Below are 19830 nucleotides of genomic sequence, written 5' to 3'. Positions count from 1 at the left end.
CCACATCCGGACGTAACTATCCAAAGCATGCGTTTTTGCCGGCGCTTTTTATTTTGCACGATATGTCGAAGGCAGGTGAACAGGATTGAACAGCTATATTGTCAAACGTGTGCTTGTGTTGCTGCCCGTACTGCTGGGCATGACTCTGATTGTCTTTTCCATCATCCACGCCATTCCGGGTGACCCGGCCGAGACCATACTTGGGCAAAAGGCAACTGAACAATCCAAGCAGGCCCTTCGTGACCAGCTCGGTCTGGATAAACCCTGGTTCCAGCAATATTTCGCCTACTTGGGCGATTTGCTCAAAGGTGACCTGGGAACGTCTATCCGCACCAAGGTGCCTATTGCCCAGGAAATTGTGCCTTATCTGACAGCAACCCTTGAATTAACGATGGCGAGTATGTTATTTGCTGTCATTATTGGGGTGAATGCCGGTATTGTCAGTGCATGGAAGCACAACTCCTGGTTTGATTATTGCTGTATGGTCATTGCTTTGGTGGGTGTATCCATGCCGATCTTCTGGCTCGGTCTGATGGAACAATGGCTGTTTGCGAACAAGTTGCAGTGGCTGCCTTCCATTGGACGAATGAATGCACGTGATCCGGTGGAAGCCATTACGGGCTTGTATGTGCTGGATACGATGATTGCCGGACGCTGGGATCAGTTGTGGACCGTAATCAAACATTTGTTACTCCCGAGTATTGCGCTTGGTACGATCCCGATGGCCGTTATTGCTAGAATGACACGTTCCAGCATGTTGGAAGTGATGAGTTCCGATTACATTCGTACTGCAAAGGCGAAGGGACTGGGGCCGTTTTTTGTTGTATATGGACATGCACTTAAAAATGCTTTTATTCCAGTACTTACGGTTATCGGCATCCAGACCGGATCGTTGCTCGGGGGTGCGGTATTGACCGAGACGATCTTTGCTTGGCCTGGCGTGGGACGTTATATATATGAAGCGATTAGTTCGCGGGACTATCCGGTGATCCAGAGTGGCATTCTGATCGTGGCGTTTTTTTTCGTGGTGATCAACCTGATTGTAGATTTGCTCTACGCCGTGTTTGATCCTCGTATTAGTTATAAATAGGGACTCAATAAAGAACCAATCTGCAGAAGCGAAGCTAAAAGCTTTCTAAAAGAAAGCTATATCGGAAGCATAGGCTGCGCATTTATCACCGGATTTTCGCCTTTAAATGGGTGAATCAATATAATCTGGGTATAACAGCGATCAGAAGATGATACTGCAATCGTAGTGCTTGAGTGTAATAGAACTCGTTGATCTTTTGTTATATTCATATCCAAGAAAGGAGACGCCGCATGGCCAAATTATCGACCAATACCGGACCATCCATTGACGCTGCGTCGGCGAGCACATCCGGTCCATGGCGGGAAGCGTGGAGAACGTTTCGGAAAAATCGGCTTGCGCTTGCTGGTCTGATTATTATCGTATTTTTTATCCTGTTGGCCTTCCTCGCGCCATATACCGCACCTTACGATTACAAGGAACAGGTGCTGGTGGATCGGCTTCAGGCCCCTTCGGCAGAGCATTGGTTTGGTACGGACGATCTGGGGCGTGACGTATTTTCCAGAGTGCTGCACGGGGCGCGTATTTCCTTGTGGGTGGGCTTCTTCTCCGTCATTGGTTCCATTATCGCGGGTACGTTGCTTGGTCTGATTGCCGGATTTTATGGAAAATGGGCGGACATGCTTATCTCGCGTTTATTTGATATCTTGCTCGCATTTCCCGGGATTTTGCTAGCCATCGCCATTGTGGCAATATTGGGCCCGTCGTTGCAAAATGCACTGCTCGCCATCGCCATCGTGAACATCCCGACCTACGGAAGATTGGTGCGCTCACGGGTACTCAGCTTGAGACAGGAGGAATTCATTACGTCGGCACGGACACTCGGAGCGGGCAACGGGCGAATCTTGTTTCGCCATATCTTGCCTAACAGCCTTACTCCGTTGATCGTGCAGGGTACACTTGGAATTGGGACTGCGATCATCGAAGCTGCAGCACTCGGATTTCTGGGCATGGGCGCGCAACCACCCGACCCGGAATGGGGTAAAATGCTGTCGGACTCCCGTCAGTTTATACAAAAAGCCCCGTGGACGCTGATTTTCCCCGGCGTTTCCATTATGTTGACCGTTCTCGGCTTCAACCTCATGGGCGATGGACTACGCGATACCCTTGATCCGAAAATGGCGAAAAAGTAGAAGAGTCTAATTCTAATCGTAACGCTAACTTCTGCTTCAACTCTAACGAACCTACGAGGTTCTATTTTACGATTTCCAGACAATTTCCCAATCTAACGAACTTCACACACGCTATTAGGTGAAAAACTTTCGAATGTGCTCAATAGATTGGCTAGAGGCGAGCAATAGCGTGTCTACGATTCGTTAGCTTACGAAAACCTCCCAAAAAGGCCAATTAACGTCTTTGAAGTTCGTTAGCGCGTGACTACCTTGCTGCTCAGGACATTCAAGCAACCACAATACCAAGGTACCAACATACTAATATCCCAACGTACCCATACATCAGTCTCAACACAGTAAGGCCGAGGATACTCCAAGGTACATTGGATGGATATGTTTTAACGCTATCTACTATATCAACAGACACATCACAATCTTTCACCATGCCGGTTCGAACTTTGGTTCGAACCGGCTTTTGTTTTACCTGCGGGATTACGGTAAAATGATTGGTGATGTGCATAAGTTGAAGGGTTATTCGATCTTTTTGTTAAAATAACCGCCTGCGTATTGACACCCAATTTTCCCATATGTTATATAAAAGGAAGGGTTTAGCACTCCGATCATTAGAGTGCTAACAAATGATATTTTTACTATACGCCTACATATGGAATGATTCTGTTTTTGAAAATAGATATTGAATCTGAGTAGGACATGCGAAGCCAAGGTGCGCAACAGAACCGGAAGAAGCTAAATGTTTGCTTAATCAACAGAATCCATTTAAATAGAAGGATCTAATCCTCAAACAAGTTCCTGATCAAATGCAAAAGTAGTGCAGGGGACGAAATCGATTTGGAGGAAGCGAAGCGTTCGCCTTTATCACCGGATTTCTCCCTTTTTAAAAGGGAATCAAAGAAATCTGGGGATAACAGCGATCCGAAAAACGATTCGTAACCGGAACGGCTACATTGCAGAACATCATGCATTTTGAAGATTAGCCAATCTATTGGATCTGATGATCTAGCGTTTAAGCTTCAAATGATTTTCTGGCATCCGTAAGTTTTGTATGAAAAACTCAAGGATTTACTTTCTATTTTCAATCAAATCATTCGATATCCCAATTTGAAAGGAGTCAAACCACTCATGGCTAAAAAAGAATTCCAGGCTGAATCCAAACGTTTGCTGGATATGATGATCAACTCCATTTACACCCAAAGAGAAATCTTTTTGAGAGAATTGATCTCCAACTCCAGTGACGCCATTGATAAAATTTATTACAGAGCACTGACGGACGATTCGCTCGTTTTCAACAAAGAGGACTACTTCATCAAGCTCACGATCGACAAAGAAAACCGCACCCTCACACTGACAGATACCGGAATTGGGATGACGCAGGAAGAGCTGGAGAACAACCTGGGGGTTATCGCGAAGAGTGGTTCCTTGGCGTTCAAGAAGGAAAATGAGGCTAAAGACGGCCACAACATCATCGGACAATTCGGGGTTGGTTTCTACTCTGCATTCATGGTGGCGGACAAGCTGACCGTAACAAGTAAAACGCTGGGCAGTGACGAGGCTTGGAAATGGGAGTCCGAAGGCGCGGATGGCTACACGATCACACCAGCTGAGAAAGATTCCGTAGGTACAGAGATCGTCCTGACGATCAAAGAAAATACCGAAGAAGATTCATATGACGAATTTTTGGAAGAGTACCGCCTGAGATCCATCATCAAGAAATACTCCGACTTCATTCGCTACCCGATCAAGATGGATGTAACGGGTCAACGTCCGAAAGAGGGCACGGAGAATGAGTTTGAGGAATATCAAGAAGAACAAACCGTGAACAGCATGGTGCCGATCTGGCGTAAAAATAAAAGCGAACTGACCGAAGAAGATTACAATAACTTCTATATGGAAAAACGCTACGGTTTTGACAAACCGCTCAAACACTTGCATATCAGCGCAGATGGCGCAGTGGTATACAATGCAATCCTGTTTATTCCGGAGAATACGCCGTTTGACTACTACACGAAAGAGTATGAAAAAGGCCTTGAGCTATACTCCAACGGTGTATTGATCATGGATAAATGCGGGGATCTGTTGCCAGATTACTTCGGATTTGTTAAAGGTATGGTGGATTCGGAAGACTTGTCCCTGAACATCTCTCGTGAGATGTTGCAACATGACCGTCAGCTTAGCCTGATCGCGAAAAACATTAAGAACAAAATCAAGAGCCAACTGCAAAGCCTGTTGAAGGACGAGCGTGAGAACTACGAGAAGTTCTACCAAGCGTTTGGTCGTCAATTGAAATATGGAGTGTACAGTGACTATGGTGTGAACAAGGATACATTGCAGGATCTGCTGTTGTTCACGTCTTCCAAAGAGAGCAAACTCGTGAGCTTGGACGAATACGTCTCCAGAATGCCGGAAGATCAGAAGTACATCTACTATGCATCTGGTGAATCGATTAGCCGTATTGAGAAGCTGCCACAGATCGAGGGTGTTCTTGAGAAAGGGTACGAAGTATTGTACTTTACTGATGACATCGACGAGTTCGCAATCAAGATGATCACGAACTACAAGGAGAAAGAATTCAAATCCATCTCCAGTGGTGACCTGGGTATCGAAGATAGCGCGGACAAAGAAGAAACGGATGCTCAGGACAACGACAACAAAGAGTTGTTTGAAGCGATGCAAGCTCAATTGGCTGGTAAAGTCAAAGCGGTTAAAGCTTCCAAACGCCTCAGAAGCCACCCGGTATGTTTGTCCACTGAGGGTGAGCTGACGATTGAAATGGAGAAAATCCTGAAAGCTATGCCAAACAGCGAAAACGTACAAGCCGACAAAGTGCTGGAAATCAACGTGAATCACGATGTTTTCAAATCGTTGAAAGACGCTTTCGCGCAGGATCAGGAAAAGCTGAACCTTTACACAAGCCTGCTGTATCATCAAGCATTGCTGATCGAGGGACTGCCAATTCAGGACCCAGTAGAGTTCACCAACGATATCTGTAAGGTTATGGTTTAAACTTTCGCAATATCGCAGTGATATAATAACGGTGCACTGAATCAAAGTGATTGAATGTTCCATGCGGTTTCCGGGTGAAAGGCTCAGAGCTTATATAGCCTGGAAACTACAAAATACGGTTGCACCCACTATCTCCACCCCGACAGGGCGTTTCAGTCCTGTCGGTTTTTTTTGTTTTTTACCTACAACGGGGAGGGAGCGGGGAGGCAGACTATCATTGAAGCGATGGATGAACATCGTAATGAAATTCTTTAGCTTTTCAAAGTTTTGAAGAATTCCCCCTTATAGGGAATGTAATGTCATTTAGATTTGGTGTGAAAACAGCAAAAGTAGTGAAGGGGACGGAATCGATTCTGAAGAAGCGAAGCGTTCGCCTTTGTCTCCGGGTTTTTCCCTTAGTAAAGGGAATTCAGAAAACCTGGAGACAACAGCGATCATAAGAACGATCCGTAACCGGAACGGCTACGCAAACTGTATAAGTCACTTTTTTTCATCATTAGTCACGATAGTGTGAGTTCAATATGAATCATTGTCATTTAGATGCACGGATGATAGTCTGGCAGGGTATAATAAGAGAAGATGACTGTTCATTACAAGTTGATGTAAGAAGAGATGACAATCGCAGACAGGTTTTACTTTTCGAAACCACAGATGTTGTGTATAATCACTCAAAATAGAGACAGTCGGCTAGGAGTGATCCCCATGCAATGGAACGATCTGAGAGAACATAGACAATATCCTGAATTAACCAAATTGGATGGATCTCGTGCAGCGTATGAACGGGACTATTCCAGACTCATTCATTCACCGACCTTCCGTCGGTTACAGGGCAAATCGCAGGTGTTTGGCGCAGGAACGGGTGATTATTATCGTACTCGTTTGACCCATTCCCTGGAGGTGGCACAGATTGCACGAGAGGCTGCCCGAAGTCTGATTCGCCGTTTTCCCGAGGTAGACTGGGACCGCGCGGACAACCCTGGCCTTATTATTGATTCAGAAGTGGTGGAGTGCGCTGCAATCGCACATGACTTCGGTCACCCGCCGTTTGGACATAAAGGTGAAGAAGTATTGGATGGTATTCTGGATGACCTCATTAACACCGAGGCTAAGAAAATCATGAAAAAAAGCCGCAGTGCCAAAGTTCCCAAGGTGGAGTCTGAAGTCCGTGCCGAGTTAAAACGAAAATACGAGCATTTTGAAGGCAATGCACACAACTTCCGTCTCATTATGCACTTGGAGAAACGTGAAGATATCGACGGACTGAATCTGTCTGATGCGGTATTACTAGGGATAAACAAATATCCGTACCCTGGGACAGAGAGCAAAAAAGGCATGTATCATCATGAGTGGCAATATATTCGGGAGATCCGTGATCGCTGGAACGTGCCGGCAGGCAAGAAGACGCTGGAAGCACAGCTGATGGACCTTTGCGACGATATTGCGTACTCCTCACATGACCTCGAGGATGGCATCAAAGCAGGTAAAATTGAAGTACATGAGCATTTCCTGCAAGATCCGCATGTGAATCGACTGATTGTGGATAAAATTACAACGCTGGAGGATCTGTTCTGGAACGGATGGACCCGAGAAGCGATTGGGCAAAAGGTAGAAGAGGTCCTCGCTTCGTTCCTGCGCATCTGGAATGAGAAGATGCCGTTCTGCGAGCATGATTACTCGCGTACCCGTCGTGAAGTGAAAGCCTATTGGGTGAGCTTTTTTGTAGGCAGCCTGGGCGTTATTGACGACGGCGACTGGAAGAAGGTAACTTTTGTCCGTGAAGGGGCTGAAGACCTTGATATGCTGCGTACGGTGAGTGTGCTCAAGAGTTTTGCCTGGGTGACCATGATTCGTGACCTGCGTGTACAGCGGCTACAGAAGCGCAGTGAGTGGATGATTAAGCGATTATGGGATGCATTCCTCGATCCGGAAACGTCCAAATCGATTATTCCATCCGACTGGCTGCAGCGGTATGAGAAGGATCAAGCCAAAGCCCAGCCGATCTGGACTTGGGAACACATGGTGATCGATTATATCGCAGGAATGACGGATGCATTTGCCGAGAAAATATATAATGAACTCTACGGTCTGAAGGTGGGTTCGATCTACGATCTGGATTAAAATTAACCGATATAAAGGGAGATGAGACGCGTGGCTAAGCGAATGAGTGAGATGTTCAGTCTGGGCGTACTTGACCTTGTGCCAAGGTTAAACGATGCCACAGCGGAACAGGCACTTCAACAATCGCTGACACTTGCGCAACATGCCGAGGCTTGGGGATACGCCCGATACTGGACATCAGAGCATCATGATATGGCTGAACTGGCATCGGCCTCTCCCGAAGTACTGTTATCGCACATCGGAGCAAGGACAACAACGATCCAACTTGGCTCTGGTGCGGTCTTGTTGCCGCACTATAGCCCACTCAAGGTTGCGGAGTCGTTCCGCCTGCTGGCTGCGCTCTATCCGGGGCGTATTGAGCTTGGGCTCGGACGTGCTCCTGGCGGTGGACCTCATGCCACGATGGCACTCAGTGGCAATTACTTGCAGCATGTGTCCAAGCTGCCTGAATCGCTCGCAGCACTCACAGAACTGCTCGAAGACCGCTACATGTACGAGGATCATCCCGTGACAGCTCGTCCGATTCCCAAGCTTCCGTTATCACTCTGGATGTTGGGAACTAACGTGAAGAGTGCAGAATTTGCGGCACGGTTTGGCATGGGATATGTCTTTGGTCAATTCATGAGTGATGCCGATGGTACAGAGGCTGTAAGGCGATACCGAGAAGGATTTATTCCTAGTGCAACGATGAAGGAGCCTGAAGTTATGGTGGCAGTCAGCGTATTGTGTGCCGAGTCAGAGACGGATGCTATGGCCTGGAGTCGTGATATGGCGGAGAGACGTAAAGCAGATGGGGAAGGACGTTCAACCGAGCCGAATTCAAGTGGTATCGCGGTCTCTAAGACGAAGGATGCAGCCGTTAGTGATCATAATGAATCGGTGCGGCACTATGCAGGTACAGCTGAGCAGGTATGGGCACGATTGCAACAGGTGAGTAACAGGCTGGATACGGAGAGGTTGCTTCTGGTTACGGCAGGACCAGATTATGAGCGCAGGTTGGATTCATATCGATTGCTGGCTGAGCATAAGACGCAATACTGAACTAGGCTGATCACTTTATGATGTTAGCCGTTGAAATCCGAACAAACCGAAGAGCTGCAGATCGGGACTTTACCGTATGCTGCAGCTCTTCGGTTTGGACTTTGTCAAGATTCAACAATCTTTTACAAAACCAAGCATCTTAATGACAAAATAATGTTATAATACTTTACGTCTATTTTCCTATCGATATAATATAGATAAGTTCTTTTGACAAGAGGTCAAAAGAAGGGGAAAACAATGACAAAAGCACCTGAATTCGGGATGACCGAAGAGGTCAAGGGGGAAATCATATGTTCAGCAGATTCAAGATCAAGAGTATCGGTCTGCGTATCAGCATCGCGTTCTACTTGTTAATCCTCTGTTTAATTATTTTGAGTGTCACGATTGTCACCCGGATGAATTCAATTGAAACCAATACTAACGAAATTACGAACAATTGGATGCCATCAATCCAGCAAATTAATCGGTTAAATTATACCACAGAGCATGTCCTGTCACTGAGTTATCGTCACTTTGACGCGGATGAAACAGACAAGGCATTTTTGTCAGAAGAGCGTACCAAGTATATTCGTGAAACGACACAGGCGATTAAAATCTATGATCAGCAAGAGAAGTCTGCGGATGAGCTCGAACACTGGACTGCGTTCAAGAACAAATGGGAAGCATATCTCAAGATTAATACGCAATCGATCAAGCTGAGTGATGAGGGTCAGACACAGCTGGCGAAGGAAGTATCTGATAAAGGTGCTGATTCCTTTGACACCATGCAAGTCGATCTAGATTATCTCGTGGAATATAATCAGGAACAGTCCAATCTTGCGGCGGCCCAAACAATCAGATCGGTGCAGGATGGTAGATTAATCATCATTATTGGCGTTCTTGTCATGATTGTCATTACAGCGATCAGTATTCCGATTATCCGTTCACAGGTCGTGAAACCACTGCTACGTGTCATTAGTGCGGTGAAACTGATTGCAGAAGGCCAATTGAATGTTCAGGACATACATACCAAACATGAGGATGAAGTCGGTGTTCTGGCCAAAGCGGTGAATGACATGAAAGGTAACCTGACTTCCATGGTTCTGAGCGTCAGACGAATTGCGGAAGCTGTCAATCTGCAAAGTGGGGAACTGGCAATATCCTCAGAAGAGGTTAAGATTGGTAGTCGCCAAATTGCTGTGACCATGGAAGAGTCAGCCAAGGCCGCAGAGAGCCAGGCAGAGACAGCCGTGGAATCAGCCCGGACAGTTGAAGCGTTGAATGATCACATTCAAAATCATACGGAACAAGGCAGCCAGCTGCGCGTCATGTCGGATCTTGTACTGAAACAAGGGCTGAATGGTCGCAAGGCGATGGAACAGTCGGTGCAGCAGATGCAACAGATTTCCGGTTCGGTCTCGGCTTCCATGGACAAAATGGAACGGTTGAATCGTAAAAATGAAGATATTTCCAAACTGGTTCAAGTCATTCATGACATTGCACGCCAAACCAATCTGCTCGCATTGAATGCCTCCATTGAGGCAGCACGTGCGGGAGAGAGTGGACGCGGATTCGCTGTAGTTGCATCAGAAGTGCGGAAGTTATCTGAGGCTGTGCAGACTTCGGTCGAAGAGATCACGGCGATTACCGAGGATATTCAGCAAGAGTCACAAGGGGTGGTTTCGGAATTACGTACGGGCGTTCAGGAGACCGAACTGGGTCAGGAACATGTGCTTGCTTCAGGTCAACTCTTCCGTACAATTAACGAATCGGTGGAAGGCATGGTTGGTGTCATCAGCACGATGACAGATGGACTGGCAGGCATGCAGGAAGCAAGCGGACGAATGAATGATTTCAGTCAGCAGATTTCCGCTGTTTCGGAACAATCGGCAGCGAGTGTGGAAGAAGTTTCTGCATCGGCGGAAGAGCAGGTAAGTTCCATGGAAACGATTAGCGGCAACATTCAAAGTCTGAAAGAATTATCGGAAGATTTGCTTACATCCATTGAAAAATTAAAAATATAACCTTCTTCTTATAATAGAAGAAGCTGGAATCACGCAGGCGGCAATTGGTGAGATATCAGTATGATATATGATCTGTTGGCCTATAAAGTTTGCTGGCAAGAATGATTAGGATTCCAATGTTATAATCTCAAAATAAAATAAGGTGTTCCTAAACAATGGGAACACCTTATTTTTTTCTTTCCAATTAGATACGTGTAAGGAAATGGATAGTTGTCTAGGAGCCTAACATTGTATACAATGACTACCTGAAGCAAACGTATGAGTCGTATTTGTTATGTCTTCAATGAGCTTACTATTTATATAGAAGAAACATGATTAATGAAGGAAGGAGAGGGGGATTTTGCCTGATGAAACACTTGGTATTTACGATACTTCTGGGAAACACCTCTACACTTTTGCTTGCCACGAGAACGAGCATGAATTATGCATGATGGAACTGAATACGCTGCTTGAACCGAGTTTGGAGATCCGTATGGATATGGGGTCGTATGTGTGGTCTGAACGATGTATTCCACCTGGACGGAGTCCTTTTATCCATGGCAGACTGGACGTGATCGGCGAAGGGAGCAGCGTGACTGATCTGCTTCCTCTTGCCAAAGATATTCATCTTTTGCCAGAAGAGACATTTAAGGTAGTTTGTCTGAAAGAAGGCGATCATGCCCCTGATTATGAACAGTCTCGCCAACTGGAAAAAGAAGTTGGTATGTGCATTAAGGGCAAGGCACAGATGAAACAACCTAAGGTGACTTTCGGCCTAATCCGAACAGGAGAAAAATGGATCTTGGGCCAGTGGACAGAAGCTGATCGATCTTGGCAAATTCATAGGCAGAAGCCGCAAAACTACTCGACTGGATTTGGCATCACGCTTGCGAGAGCGCTGGTTAATATTGCTGTTCCGAGAGTAGAAAACCATCGCTTGCTTGATCCATGCTGCGGTATGGGAACGGTTGTGATTGAGGCTTTATCCATGGGAATTGACGCAAAAGGTAACGATCTCAATCCGCTGGCTGTCCGAGGTGCGCGAATCAATCTGCCGCATTATGGATATGATTCAGATCGAATCACACTGGGGGATATGAATGAGCTGCAAGATTTGTATGATGCAGCAATTCTGGACATGCCTTATAATCTCTGCTCTGTACTTCCGGATGCTGAGCAACGAGCCATGCTGGAAAGTTTGCGCATATTGGCAAAACGGGCAGTGATTGTTTCCACAGAGTGGGTAGAAGAGCACTTGTTGGAAGCGGGATGGACTGTAAAAGAGTACCGAACAGTACATAAAGGCACGTTTATACGTCATATTTGGCTATGTATGTAAGCGTGAAAAACAAAAAAATCTACCTCTAGGGAAATTTCCAGAGGTAGATTTTTTTATTGCTTACATATCCATTGAACTAACCGTTTACACTAGAACGTAGAGGACAGAAAAAACTGAAGAAGCGGAGCGTTCGCCTTTATTCACAGATTTTCACTTTTATAAAAGTGAATCAAAAAATCTGGGAATAACAGTGATCGGAAGGTTGTTCTGTCATCGGAGTTGTAAGTCTAAATCTTTTTAGTTCAATGTATATCGTTGATCTGATTTGCACAATATTGCATGGGAACGGGTGTTTGTGTTAATATTTATGACTATAATCCACAAGGTTCACCGGCAGGGTATCGCCAGCGACGTAAGCTTCCAGATTTTTGACGAAAATATCGACTGCTCGATCCGCGTATTGCTCTGTACTTCCTGCGATGTGAGGAGTAATTAACACGTTATCCATGCCCCACAGCGGGTGGTCTGCAGGAAGAGGTTCTTCTTCGAACACGTCCAGTGCAGCGAAGGCAACTTGGCCGTTTTGGAGTGCATTCAGCAACGCTTCCGTTTTCACACTGGGGCCACGGCCTACATTGACGAAGCAGGCACCGGATCGGAACTGCTCAAATGCAGTTTGATCATATATATGTTTGGTTTCATCGGTTAGCGGTAAAATGTTAATTACATAATCGCCCTGGCTCAAGGCTTCATGTAAACCGGTCATGTCGTACATTTGGTCCACATTGGGGACATCCTTACCTGAGCGACGAACTCCGATCGTGCGCATGCCGAGTGCTTTGAGAATACGGGCTGTTTCCGTACCGATCTCACCTACACCAACGATGACCGCTGTTTTGCCATGCAGTTCCGGCAGTGGTTTGGCAGGAGCTTTCCATTCGGCCTGCTGTTGATGCAGCATGGCTTGTCTCAGCCAGCGACTGTGGGACAACATCATGCCCAGAATAATTTCGGTGATTGGAATCGCGTGAACTCCATTTGCACTAGTGACCTGAACGTTCTTTTGTTGCAAATCTGCGAAGGGGAGATTGTCCACACCAGCAGACCAGACCTGAACCCATTTCAACAGGCTGTCCTGTTTCAATGCATGTTCTGTGACGAGTGGGGACCAGCCGAGAATAATCTCAGCTTCTTCCAACTCAGCGGGGTCCAATTCCTTGGCTTTTCCGAATTTCAGGGTGTATCCTGGTGCAGCATTCTGAATGCGTTGTTGCTGTTCTTCAGATAGAGATGGAAAACATACAATTTTACCCATAATGTGTGGTCCTCCTGAGATAAATAGTTTGATGAGTTTGATAATTAAAGTGTATCAGATTTGGTGTTGGATGTGCATTTAGGTGGGAAATGCAGGAATCTAGCCTTATTTGCAAATGGTTATATTTGTGTCACTCTATACTTACCCAACTTGAAACGATATGTATAGTTATGAAATAATAGAGCGAACTTTAGAGAGGTGTATGCAATGAATAACCAATCACATCAGGATCATTCATCCCGACGGGAAAGATTGTTTGTAGCAATTCGTCTTCCTGTTGCTGTTCAGCAGTCTCTTCAGATGGATGCAAGGCTTGTACAGAACAAGCTAGATTTTCGTAAATGGACAGATCATAGAGATTATCATATAACCTTGCAATTTCTGGGGGATACGTTAGTTAGTGACATCGGGCACCTGCGAAAAGCATTGCGCTCAGCAGCAAGCGGATTTCAGCCGTTTGAACTTCAGCTTTCCGACTGGGGCACATTTGGACTTGAAGAAGCACCTAAGGTGCTTTGGAAAGGTGTTAGCGGAGAGGTAGAACACTTGTTTTCATTGCAAAAACAAATCGTGCAGGCGACTTCGCCCCTTGGGTATGAAGCTGAATTAAGACCTTATGCTCCCCACATTACCATTGCCAGAAAATATCTGGGACAGCTTCCAGGTAATGAAAATAAAGGGGTATCTGGAGTGCTTCCGGAACATTCCGCAGGTGCTAATTCATGGATGGTGGAGGACATTGTACTTTATGTGACAAGGCTGGGCCAATCGCCAATGTATGAGGTCCTGGACACGTTCTCTTTTTCCTGATAATCATTTTTATGCCATAAAATCACATTGACATAACGTTTATCCCTATGTAATATTAGCCATCGTTATTCAAATTCTTTTTTTTGGGTTACTTAGTTAAGGGAATTGTTTCGACAGGAGGAATCTTCGAATGAACATTATAAGCAAAAATCGTTGGGTAGCACCGATGTTATCAGTGCTGCTTGTATGTATAGTGGGGGTAAATGTCGTTCAGGCGACGGGGAAGTGGAATGAAGCTAGTGATAGTAAACAGATGACCGAACTTGCGGCTTCTGTGCAAAATAACCAAACATCTACGCAAGAAGAGAGGCGTATGATGGAAGATGGGACAAGTCTGTCCTCTAATCTGTCTGCCCAAACCGTAGCGTGGACTGAATCTCTGCCAGCAAAGAACTGGCTTACGACTGCTCAAGAAGAGCAGGAACTGCAAGAAGCCAAGGCCAAGAACAAAGCTAGAGCGGTAGCTGCGGCCAAAGCCAAAAAAGAAGCTGCACTGAAATTGGCCAAAGTGAAACGTGCCAAAGAAGTCGCTGCTGTAACAACTCCCCCCCAAAAACTATACTTTACACGGACCAAACTTCTGAACCAGGAAGACTCGAAACTTGCAACCTGGTCATACAGTGTGTCCGATAAAGAACTGCATCTGCTGCAAAAAATCGTCATGGCAGAAGCGGAAGGTGAACCGTACGAAGGCAAAGTGGCAGTTGCCAATGTTGTCTTAAACCGGCTGCGGTCAGCCAATTTTCCCGATACCATTTACAAGGTCATCTATCAGAAATCCCAGTTTAGTCCTGTAGCGAACGGACGTATGAAACGTGTAGTTCCCAACGAGGACAGCATCAAAGCAGTGAATGCTGCGTTGAACGGGAAGAAGGAAGTTGCCGATGATACGTATTATTTCTTATCATTGACGCTTGCCGACGATCTGACAGTTGCTCGCTCGCAGAAAAAAGTAAAAACGATCGGTCATCATACTTTTTACAAGTAATCGACCCGTAAATTCTGCAAACAGGCAGGGTAGTTAACTGTGTGTGTATCACACGGCCCTTGAAAAAGCCTGAATCGTAGTTTTATTTCGTTATTTAAAATATCGTTATACTCTAAATTACCCTTTTTTCTGCCAAATCATACGGTGGAATTAGTGAAAATAAAAGAAGGTTCCCTTCCAAAAATTCGGAAGGGAACCTTCTTTGTATATCGTGAGCAATTGTCTTGTCCTCTATAACACATCGTGAGAGCTGTTCTATAGGCCCATAGAGGCGTCAGAATGGTATTCTGGTACCTGACAAGGACGTGGCAGCAATTCCGGCTGTGAAGCGCTCCACGGAGGTTGTTGTGACTTCGGCCGTAGTCGGGAACAATAAGTTATGAACAGCTTGAGCACAGCACTTCGGATCATAGACCGAATGGTTACCTGGAATATGCGCTACGTTCAGCGGGCTTTCAGTTTGAGTAGATGCCTGTTCCACTAGTTGTCTGAAACGATTGGTGATCACGTCGGCAGAGTGAATGACCTGGCCGTATCCGGCTTGTACAAAGTATTCACAGTTCTCTTCCTCTTGACCTGCAATCGGAGGAATGAACAACATCGGTAGACCCTTGGCCAGCGCTTCAGTGCATGTCATGCCACCTGGCTTCGTAATCAGCACATCGGATACATCCATCAGTTTGCTTACTTCCCGTGTATATCCCAAAATACGAATATTCGGATGTTGGAAGCAAGGCATTTCCTTCATTTTTGCAATCATTTTTTCATTGCTTCCTAGACAGAAGACCAATTGAACACGATCTGCCCAAGACGTGAGAGCTTTCATATGATCCTCATCAAACGAAAGTCCCCATCCGCCACCCATAAGCAGCGCCGTAGGCATGTTCTGAAGCCCCATCTCTTCCCGTAGCTTCACCTTATCTCCAGCTTCCCAGAAGTCTGGATGCACAGGGATTCCCGTGATCTGAATATGGGAGGGATCGACACCCCGGATCTCAAGCAATGCTTTGACCTGAGGGGTAGAGACCAGATATTTGTTCACTTCCGGATTAATCCATGTTCCGTGCACGTCATAATCCGTCACCACCGTATAGAGCGGGATATTCAGACCCTGGCGTTTGAGCCGGGAGATGACAGCATTCGGAAAAGGATGGGTACAGATCACTGCATCGGGTTTTAGTTGGGATACGACCTGTGCCGTCTGTGTATAGAAAATTCGGTGCAACGCCAGCTTGGTAAAACCATTTAATGATTTATTGTACTGTGTGCGGTACAACAGGCTGACCAGTTTGGGTTGAACCGATAGTGTCTTTCGATATGCAGAGAAAATTAGTGGAGCTACCGTTGGGTTCAAAAATTTGCCTAGTTCAATGACACGACTGTGAACATGTGGACTGACTTTTTTGATGCCATGTGCCAGCGCATGAGCGGCCTGAGTGTGACCGGTACCGAAACCTTCCGATAATAAGAGCACTCTTGGTTTTCGCATGAGTTCACCTTTATTCATAAGTTTTAATTCAAAATGAAGATATTCATTGTTTATTCTAGCTAGGGAATGCGTTACTACATGAATATACATTGAAGCGCAAAATCATGTTTCTTCTATGAATATTTACACCATATATCTTACAATGAGACAACCTAAACTTCATTATATATACGTATTATCTGAGTCATCTTACACTATAGACGACGACAGAAGGAGTTTCCACTGCATTTAGGTTAAAAAATATTAACACAATTTTTAAAATGTTAGGGTTGCAATCTGTTTTCTAAGGTGGTATTGTAGATTTTGACCGAATGACCGAATTGTATTTTTGGTCATTTATGTAGAGCGATTGATCAATGAATGCGATTAAAGGAGGGATTAGATGGCTCCGATTGACAGGAGACAGCAGGTTATTCATGCAGCAGCCCAGTCGTTTGCCATGTTTGGATACAAAGCAACGACGATGGATCAGGTCGCCAAGATTGCGAACGTTGGCAAAGGAACGATCTATACGTTTTTCACCAATAAGGAACAATTGTTTGATCAGATCCTGGTAGAAGTGATTCAGGAAATGAAGAACATCGCGCATCGTGAAGTACATCAGGAAAGTGCATTTTTCGATAATCTGTTTCGAGTACTGGATGCCTTGTTAGAGTTTCGTCGTGATCACGATCTGCTTGTTAAGTTATCTCAGGAGCTGAAGGACTTTGGAACGCTGCAGGCCAAGGAAGGGCTGGACAAAGTGGAGAAGGTTATTTCCGACTTTCTGGCTCGGGAGCTTGAGAAAGCAAGAGACAATGGAGAGATTCGGGATTGTGATCCACAAGTTGTCGCTTTTATGATGATCCGCCTGTATATTGCGCTCACCTCAGACTGGAACAAACAACATCAACCGCTGAGCAAAGAGGAAATTAAGACTTACTTTCGCCTTTTCTTAATGGAAGGAATTGCTGCTGTAACGTAATCCGAATTTTATCTACTATAATATAAGGATTTTCACGCGTATCAAGCAGTGAGGCTTGTCGGAAGACAGGTTGTTTTTTTGCCCTAAAGTGACTGTTTGAGGAAAGTGGTCAGTTCGTGTTTCAGTATATTTTCTGGAATGCGACATTGTATTTCATTATGGTTATTCCTGCTCATGGAGCAGAGAGATTAAGGGGAGAAAATGACATGAAATCTTTATCCGTGTTTTTCAAGGATGTGGGATCGGCCGTGAGAAACCCGAAGGTGTTGATCCCTGTTATTGCAATTATGTTTATACCGATCCTGTATAGTGGCATCTATCTGGCGGCCTATTGGGACCCGTATGGTCATGTGGATGAGATGCCGGTTGCCGTTGTCAATTTGGATAAAGGCGCAGAGCTGGAGGGCAAATCCCTCCATGTAGGTAGTGATCTGGTGGATGAGCTGAAGAAAAATGCCGATTTCAAATGGGATTTTGTCAGTGCGAGTCAAGCCAAAGAAGGCATGAGTAATGACAAATATTATATGCAAATTACGATTCCGGAGAACTTCTCATCCCAAGCAACAACGTTGCTCGATGACAAGCCGGAGCCGGCTGATCTGATCTATGAACCGAATGGCAATTACAGTTTTGTCGGTGCACAGATCGGTAAGACCGCTATTAAGGACCTGAAAGCAAAAGTCTCAGCCAAAGTAACGGAATCCTATGCAGAGACATTGCTCGACAAGTTCTCCGAAGTATCGGATGGCTTGGCTGAGGCAGGCGACGGGGCGGGTGAACTGAATACCGGCGCAGGCAAACTGGATGATGGTGCTGTTAAGCTCAAGGATAACCTGGCGAAGCTTGCATCAGGAACGCTTGAACTTCAGGAAGGACTTTCTCCATTAAGTGATGGTGTTAACGCGCTGCACACTGGGGCAACCAAGCTTGAAAGTGGAACATCGAATCTTGTATCCGGTCTGCAACAGCTTCAGGCAGCTGCTTCGAGCCAGCTTCAGAGCGGAGCAGATCAGTTGAAGGATGGCAGCGCCAAGTTGGAAACGGGACTCCAGTCTTCACTGGATGGCACAAGTAAGTTGCAGGCTGGCCTGAAATCGTCAGAACAGGGCAGTGCGAAGCTGTCGGATGGTCTGCAAAGTGCCGTTCAGGGCAGCGGTACACTGGCAACAGGCCTGCAATCGGCTGTAGATGGCAGCTCCAAGGTTGCTGATGGTGCACAGAGCGTAGCCGCCGGATTGAAGCAGCTTGCTGCCTCGAACCCGGAATTGGCTGAAAGTGCTGATGTACAGAAACTGCTTGCGGCGAGTGAAGCCGTTGCCGATGGCAGTGCACAATTGCATGAGAGCGAGCAGAAGCTTGCACAGGGTGCAGATCAGCTGCATCAGGGCAATCAGCAGCTGGCTGCGGGCGCATCCGAGCTTCATGGTGGCCAGGAGCAACTTCTTGCTGGTGCAAACCAGCTGGTAGATGGACAAAAGCAATTGCTGGCAGGAGCCGGACAGCTTAGTCAAGGAGGAGCGAAGCTCTCCGATGGTCTGAAGCAGTTCAGTGGCAAACTGGGTGATGCTGCAAGTGGCGGTACATTGCTCGCCAATGGTGCCAAGCAGCTGGGCTCAGGTACAACAGCTTTGCAAACGGGTGTAGGCAAACTCAGTGGTGGTGTTAATTCACTTACCGATGGTTCCAAACAACTGGGGGATGGCGCAGGCAAACTGGCTGACGGTCTTACCGAGCTAAAAGATGGCTCAAGTGAACTGGCTACCAAGCTGAATGATGCCGCGCAGAAAACATCCGAAGTTAAGAAAACGGATGATGTAGTGAACATGTTCGCTGAACCTGTAAACTCCTCGGAGAACACAGCAGAGAACGTAAGCAATTATGGTACAGGATTGACACCGTTCTTCCTGTCGATCGGTCTGTTTGTGGGATCGTTGATTTCCACGATTGTATTGAAAATGCGGGAAACGTCCGTACCTGGTGCAACAGGCTGGAATCGTTTTGTCAGCCGGACACTGGTATTTGGCTCCGTGAGTATTTTCCAATCGGTTATTGTGGCAAGTTTCATGTTATATGGTCTTGGACTGGAGACGCACAGCGTAGGGCTGTTCTATCTGTTTACCATTATTACGGGGCTGACCTTCATGTTGATCGTTCAGGCACTTGTAACCTGGCTGGATCTGCCTGGACGTTATGTCGTCATTCTGCTTCTGGTCTTCCAGCTTGCGGCTAGTGCAGGAACCTTCCCTGTAGAACTGATTCCATCATGGCTTCAGGCATTTAGCCCTTGGTTGCCAATGACACACAGCATTATGGGCTTCAAAGCCGTTGTATCGAGTGGTAATCTGGATGTGATGTGGCATCAGGCAGGTATTCTTAGCATCTATGCAGGTGTATCCATTCTGCTGACGCTTGCTTACTTCCTCTGGAATGGCAGACGTCCGAAAAAAGAAGTCGAACAGGCTGATTCCGGTCAAGTTGTGACGGCATAAGTCGAACCTGATCTTCAGCAGGGTCATATTTTTGAAAAAAAACTTTATTTTCTTGTAGTGAAATTATGCAATATAGTAGTCAAATAGTGCAAATAGCCTGTGGCCTCAAAAAGGGGTTGCAGGCTATTTTGTATA

Annotated in this window: 13 protein-coding genes; 11 read left to right on the top strand and 2 right to left on the bottom strand. The window is 46.0% G+C overall.

What is annotated here, in order from left to right:
- The first annotated feature begins 85 nt into the window (after positions 1-85).
- The 7 genes from BLS69_RS17490 (at position 86) to BLS69_RS17460 (ending at position 11700) form a co-directional block, all read left to right on the top strand.
- Entirely contained in the window at positions 86-1090 is a 1005-nt protein-coding gene (locus BLS69_RS17490) for an ABC transporter permease (RefSeq protein WP_091033889.1), read from the top strand.
- A 230-nt stretch (positions 1091-1320) separates the two neighbouring features.
- Complete coding sequence (gene nikC / locus BLS69_RS17485) at positions 1321-2220, top strand: nickel transporter permease (protein ID WP_091033886.1); 900 nt, start codon at positions 1321-1323, stop codon at positions 2218-2220.
- 1119 nt (positions 2221-3339) lie between these two features.
- Positions 3340-5220: a molecular chaperone HtpG gene (gene htpG / locus BLS69_RS17480; RefSeq protein ID WP_074093900.1), complete on the top strand. Its 1881-nt coding sequence runs from the start codon at positions 3340-3342 to the stop codon at positions 5218-5220.
- A 702-nt stretch (positions 5221-5922) separates the two neighbouring features.
- A complete protein-coding gene (locus BLS69_RS17475) occupies positions 5923-7338 on the top strand; it encodes a deoxyguanosinetriphosphate triphosphohydrolase family protein (protein WP_076209597.1) in 1416 nt (471 codons plus the stop codon).
- Positions 7339-7359: 21 nt separating this feature from the next.
- Complete coding sequence (locus BLS69_RS17470; protein WP_176872756.1) at positions 7360-8379, top strand: MsnO8 family LLM class oxidoreductase; 1020 nt, start codon at positions 7360-7362, stop codon at positions 8377-8379.
- A gap of 290 nt (positions 8380-8669) precedes the next feature.
- A complete protein-coding gene (locus tag BLS69_RS17465) occupies positions 8670-10382 on the top strand; it encodes a methyl-accepting chemotaxis protein (RefSeq protein WP_091033882.1) in 1713 nt (570 codons plus the stop codon).
- Between the two features lie 340 nt (positions 10383-10722).
- On the top strand, positions 10723-11700 hold the full coding sequence (locus BLS69_RS17460) for a TRM11 family SAM-dependent methyltransferase (protein ID WP_091033879.1): 978 nt from the start codon (positions 10723-10725) through the stop codon (positions 11698-11700).
- A gap of 298 nt (positions 11701-11998) precedes the next feature.
- Here BLS69_RS17460 and BLS69_RS17455 read toward each other — a convergent pair whose 3' ends face one another.
- Positions 11999-12955, bottom strand: a complete 957-nt coding sequence (locus BLS69_RS17455) for a D-2-hydroxyacid dehydrogenase (RefSeq protein WP_091033876.1) — start codon at positions 12953-12955, stop codon at positions 11999-12001.
- A gap of 207 nt (positions 12956-13162) precedes the next feature.
- On the opposite strand from BLS69_RS17455, the gene thpR reads away from it, so the two are divergent.
- Entirely contained in the window at positions 13163-13765 is a 603-nt protein-coding gene (thpR, locus tag BLS69_RS17450) for an RNA 2',3'-cyclic phosphodiesterase (protein WP_091033872.1), read from the top strand.
- Between the two features lie 130 nt (positions 13766-13895).
- A complete protein-coding gene (locus BLS69_RS17445) occupies positions 13896-14753 on the top strand; it encodes a cell wall hydrolase (protein WP_091033869.1) in 858 nt (285 codons plus the stop codon).
- A gap of 274 nt (positions 14754-15027) precedes the next feature.
- Here the strand turns inward: BLS69_RS17445 and BLS69_RS17440 are convergent, their stop codons facing one another.
- Positions 15028-16242, bottom strand: a complete 1215-nt coding sequence (locus BLS69_RS17440) for an MGDG synthase family glycosyltransferase (protein WP_091033866.1) — start codon at positions 16240-16242, stop codon at positions 15028-15030.
- Between the two features lie 382 nt (positions 16243-16624).
- On the opposite strand from BLS69_RS17440, the gene BLS69_RS17435 reads away from it, so the two are divergent.
- Positions 16625-17206, top strand: a complete 582-nt coding sequence (locus BLS69_RS17435) for a TetR/AcrR family transcriptional regulator (protein WP_091033863.1) — start codon at positions 16625-16627, stop codon at positions 17204-17206.
- A gap of 206 nt (positions 17207-17412) precedes the next feature.
- Positions 17413-19695 carry a YhgE/Pip family protein gene (locus BLS69_RS17430; RefSeq protein WP_091035107.1) on the top strand — a complete coding sequence of 761 codons (2283 nt, stop codon included), beginning with the start codon at positions 17413-17415 and terminating at the stop codon, positions 19693-19695.
- Positions 19696-19830 lie beyond the last annotated feature (135 nt).

This window comes from Paenibacillus sp. CF095 (assembly GCF_900101225.1).
Lineage (GTDB): Bacteria > Bacillota > Bacilli > Paenibacillales > Paenibacillaceae > Paenibacillus.
Note: the sequence above shows the minus strand (reverse complement) of the source record. Positions and strands in the feature narration are given on the sequence as shown.